Raw genomic sequence first — 5,135 nt, 5'->3', positions numbered from 1 at the left:
AATCCGTCCCGGAAACCTCCTGCCGTGGAAGTGTCCGGGACGGAAATCAAAGAAGGCGGCTACCTACTCTCCCGCATTGCATTGCAGTACCATCGGCGCGGGCGGGCTTAACTGCTCTGTTCGGAATGGGAAGAGGTGGAACACCGCCGCTATAGCCACCTGAAATAACGGTGACAAAGCTGTACACAAGCAAGTACAGAAATTTGAAACATGAGCCTTAAACGAAGCAAAAGTCTTCGGGCAATTAGTAGCGCTCGGCTTTGACGTCGCCGTCTTTACACCTGCGCCCTATCAACGTCCTCGTCTGGGACGACCCTAAAATGGAGTTCTAATCTTGCGGACGGCTTCGCGCTTAGATGCTTTCAGCGCTTATCCTTTCCAGACGCGGATACCCGGCGGTGCACCTGGCGGCACAACCGGCAAACCGGAGGTCTGTCCAGCACGGTCCTCTCGTACTAGTGCCAGCACCACGCAAAACTCCTGCGCCCACGATAGATAGAGACCGAACTGTCTCACGACGTTCTGAACCCAGCTCGCGTGCCACTTTAATGGGCGAACAGCCCAACCCTTGGGACCTTCTCCAGCCCCAGGATGTGACGAGCCGACATCGAGGTGCCAAACCACCCCGTCGATATGAGCTCTTGGGGGGGATCAGCCTGTTATCCCCGGAGTACCTTTTATCCTTTGAGCGATGCAGTTTCCATACACTTGCACCGGATCACTATGCCCCAGTTTCCTGCCTGCTCGGCATGTCTGCCTCCCAGTCAAGCGCCCTTATGCCATTGCACTCTTGAAGACCGGTTACCAATCGGTCCGAGGGCACCTTTGGAAGCCTCCGTTACGCTTTTGGAGGCGACCACCCCAGTCAAACTGCCCGCCAAGCAGTGTCCGCGCAAAAAGCGCGTTAGACCTCAGGCACAGGAAGGGCCGTATTTCAAGGACGGCTCCACGATGACTGGCGTCACCGCTTCGAAGCCTCCGGCCTATCCTACACATCCGGTGACCGAGGTCAGTGCTAAGCTGCAGTAAAGGTTCACGGGGTCTTTTCGTCCCATCGCGGGTAATCGGCATCTTCACCGATACTACAATTTCACTGAGATCATGGTTGAGACAGTGTCCGGATCATTACACCATTCGTGCAGGTCGGAACTTACCCGACAAGGAATTTCGCTACCTTAGGACCGTTATAGTTACGGCCGCCGTTTACCGGGGCTTCAATTCAATGCTTCCCTTGCGGTGACATCTCCTCTTAACCTTCCGGCACCGGGCAGGTGTCAGGCTGTATACGTCATCTTTCGAGTTTGCACAGCCCTGTGTTTTTGCTAAACAGTTGCCTGGACCTATTCTCTGCGCCTCACCGTAAGTGAGGACCCCTTATTCCGAAGGTACGGGGTCAATTTGCCTAGTTCCTTAACCATGAGTCTCTCAACGCCTTAGTATGTTCTACCCGACTACGTGTGTCCGTTTGCGGTACGGGTGCCCCACAGATTAAGCTTAGCGGATTTTCTAGGGAGTCTGATTACCCGCGCTGTCTCCCCGCCCCGAAGGGAGGGAAGTACTTTCAGGTTCGGCTCAGCGTACGGATTTGCCTATACACCTCATAACCTACACCCTTAAACGGAGAATTCCGTATCTCCGCGGCGGTGTCACTGCTCCGTCTCCACATCGCTCCATGGGGCAGTAACGGAATGTTGACCGTTTCTGCCATCGCCCTCGCCGTTCGGCTGAGACTTAGGACCCGACTAACCCCGGGATGAATGACATTGCCCGGGAAACCTTGGTCTTGCGGCGGGAGGGGTTCTCGCCCTCCTAATCGTTACTTATACCTACATTTGCTTTTCCGTAAGCTCCAGCAAGGGTCACCCCTTGCATTCGACGCCGACGGAATGCTCCCCTACCGATACTTTTATTATTGCTATCCCGCGCCTTCGGTATCTGCCTTATACCCGATTATTATCCACGCCCGAACCCTCGACCAGTGAGCTGTTACGCACTCTTTGAATGAATGGCTGCTTCCAAGCCAACATCCTGGCTGTCACGGGGACCAGACTTCGTTAGACTAACTCAGGCAGAATTCCGGGACCTTAGACGACGGTCTGGATTCTTCTCCTCTCGGGGACGGACCTTAGCACCCGCCCCCTTACTGCACGGCTGCGGAACGTGAGCATTCGGAGTTCGTCAGGACTTGATAGGCGGTGAAGCCCTCGCATCCTACCGGTCGCTCTACCTCTCACGATGAACACCGTACGCGGCACCTAAATGCCTTTCGGGGAGTACGAGCTATCTCCGAGTTTGATTGGCCTTTCACTCCTACACACACCTCATCCGGAAGCTTTTCAACGCTTATCGGTGCGGACCTCCATCCCGTGTTACCGGGACTTCATCCTGGACATGTGTAGATCACTCGGTTTCGCGTCTGCCTCCACGTACTCGACGCCCTCTTCAGGCTCGCTTTCACTGCGGCTCGGGACATCATTGCCCTTAACCTCGCACGTGACGGCAACTCGTAGGTTCATTATGCAAAAGGCACGCCGTCACATATAAATATATGCTCCGACCGCTTGTAGGCGCATGGTTTCAGGATCTCTTTCACCCTTCTTGTCGAAGTGCTTTTCACCTTTCCCTCACGGTACTGGTTCACTATCGGTCTCACGGGAGTATTTAGCCTTGCCGGATGGTCCCGGCCGATTCGCGCAGGATTCCTCGTGTCCCGCGTTACTCAGGATACCGCTATGTCACATTCTTGCTTCGCGCAGGGGACTTTCACCCGCTGCGGTCCGGCTTTCCAGCACGGTCACGCTCGCAAGAGCATGTACAACGACGCGGTCCTACAACCCCGCGGATGCGTTGCCACAACCGCGGTTTGGGCTCTTCCCCGGTCGCTCGCCACTACTGGGGGAATCATTGTTTATTTTCTTTTCCTGGAGGTACTAAGATGTTTCAGTTCCCTCCGTTTGCCTCCACACCCTTGTGTGGATGACAGCGCTTCACGCTGTCGGGTTGTCCCATTCGGAAATCCGCGGATCACAGGTCATTTGCACCTACCCGCGGCTTATCGCAGCTTATCACGTCCTTCATCGCCTCCGTGAGCCTAGGCATCCGCCATGCGCCCTTTCTTACTTTCGCCTCTGATTATTCCACACGGCTACTCTGTTCGCCGCGGGAGCTCATACTTCAGTTTTCTGTTTTACTCCGGATATTGTTCCGGAGTGAGCCTGCCTTATAGACAGGCTGCAGTCTTGCTTGTGTCAGAATGTCAAAGATCTATTGCCGTAATAACGGCATCGTGGAGAATAACGGATTCGAACCGTTGACCCCCTGCTTGCAAAGCAGGTGCTCTAGCCAGCTGAGCTAATCCCCCGAATACGGAAAACACCGTCTCAGGAACCAGACTGTAGTCCCAGGCAGACTTGAACTGCCGACCTCCACATTATCAGTGTGGCGCTCTGACCAACTGAGCTATAGGACTATGCCGACGGTTGCCGCACTTACGGAACCATACGTGTCATCACGTACCTGCTTTCCTTATATTTCACAAACAGACTTCAGCACAAGAGCCGGACATGACAACAAACCGTAAAAGAAACGTCCGCTCCAGAAAGGAGGTGTTCCAGCCGCACCTTCCGGTACGGCTACCTTGTTACGACTTAGCCCCAATCACCGGTTTCACCCTAGGCCGACCCTCGCGGTCACGGACTTCAGGCGCCCCCGGCTTTCATGGCTTGACGGGCGGTGTGTACAAGGCCCGGGAACGTATTCACCGCGCCATGGCTGATGCGCGATTACTAGCGAATCCAGCTTCGTGGGGTCGGGTTGCAGACCCCAGTCCGAACTGAGGGACACTTTCATGATCCGATCATGCTTGCGCATGACCAACTCTCTGTATGCCCCATTGTAACACGTGTGTAGCCCCGGACGTAAGGGCCGTGCTGATTTGACGTCATCCCCACCTTCCTCACACCTTGCGGCGGCAGTGTCGCCAGAGTGCCCGGCATTACCCGATGGCAACTGACGAAAGGGGTTGCGCTCGTTATGGCACTTAAGCCGACACCTCACGGCACGAGCTGACGACAACCATGCAGCACCTTCACAGATGTCCCGAAGGAAGTCACCATCTCTGGATCCGTCATCTGCAATTCAAGCCCGGGTAAGGTTCCTCGCGTATCATCGAATTAAACCACATGTTCCTCCGCTTGTGCGGGCCCCCGTCAATTCCTTTGAGTTTCACCGTTGCCGGCGTACTCCCCAGGTGGGATGCTTAACGCTTTCGCTTGGCCGCTGAATAAAAATACCCAACGGCGGGCATCCATCGTTTACCGTGCGGACTACCAGGGTATCTAATCCTGTTCGATACCCGCACCTTCGAGCCTCAGCGTCAGTAACGCTACGGTAGGCTGCCTTCGCAATCGGAGTTCTTCGTGATATCTAAGCATTTCACCGCTACACCACGAATTCCGCCTACCTCCGGCGCACTCAAGCCCCCCAGTTCGCGCTGCAGTGCCACGGTTGAGCCGCGGCATTTCACAACACGCTTAAGGGGCGGCCTGCGCTCCCTTTAAACCCAATAAATCCGGATAACGCCCGGACCTTCCGTATTACCGCGGCTGCTGGCACGGAATTAGCCGGTCCTTATTCATGCGGTACCTGCAATAAGCCACACGTGGCTCAGTTTATCCCCGCATAAAAGCAGTTTACAACCCATAGGGCCGTCATCCTGCACGCTACTTGGCTGGTTCAGAGTTGCCTCCATTGACCAATATTCCTCACTGCTGCCTCCCGTAGGAGTCTGGACCGTGTCTCAGTTCCAGTGTGGGGGACCTTCCTCTCAGAACCCCTACCGATCGATGGCTAGGTGGGCCGTTACCCCGCCTACTACCTAATCGGACGCATCCCCATCCGTCACCGCTGAACCTTTAGTCCGAATCTGATGCCGTCTTCGGACCACATACGGTATTAATCTGCCTTTCGGCAGGCTATCCCGTGGTGACGGGCAGGTTGGATACGCGTTACTCACCCGTGCGCCGGTCGCCATCAATCTTTCCCGAGGGAAAAATCATGCTGCCCCGCGACTTGCATGTGTTAAGCCTGTAGCTAGCGTTCATCCTGAGCCAGGATCAAACTCTACATTGTAAAAT

General features: G+C 55.2%; 2 tRNA genes and 3 rRNA genes. All 5 read right to left on the bottom strand.

The window, feature by feature from the left end:
* Nucleotides 1-50: 50 nt before the first annotated feature.
* The 5 genes from rrf to HPS54_RS12575 all read right to left on the bottom strand — a co-directional run bounded on the left by rrf (nt 51) and on the right by HPS54_RS12575 (nt 5,130).
* Nucleotides 51-163, bottom strand: a 5S ribosomal RNA gene (rrf, locus tag HPS54_RS12595).
* Nucleotides 164-224: 61 nt separating this feature from the next.
* Nucleotides 225-3,126: ribosomal RNA gene (locus tag HPS54_RS12590) — 23S ribosomal RNA — on the bottom strand.
* Nucleotides 3,127-3,287: 161 nt separating this feature from the next.
* Nucleotides 3,288-3,361, bottom strand: a tRNA-Ala gene (locus HPS54_RS12585).
* 34 nt (nt 3,362-3,395) lie between these two features.
* Nucleotides 3,396-3,469, bottom strand: a tRNA-Ile gene (locus tag HPS54_RS12580).
* A 129-nt stretch (nt 3,470-3,598) separates the two neighbouring features.
* Nucleotides 3,599-5,130: ribosomal RNA gene (locus HPS54_RS12575) — 16S ribosomal RNA — on the bottom strand.
* Together the 16S, 23S and 5S rRNA genes with 2 tRNA genes alongside form the textbook arrangement of a ribosomal RNA operon.
* Nucleotides 5,131-5,135: the final 5 nt, after the last annotated feature.

This window comes from Xylanibacter caecicola, assembly GCF_013166515.1.
Taxonomy (GTDB): Bacteria; Bacteroidota; Bacteroidia; order Bacteroidales; family Bacteroidaceae; genus Prevotella; species Prevotella caecicola.
Note: the sequence above shows the minus strand (reverse complement) of the source record. Positions and strands in the feature narration are given on the sequence as shown.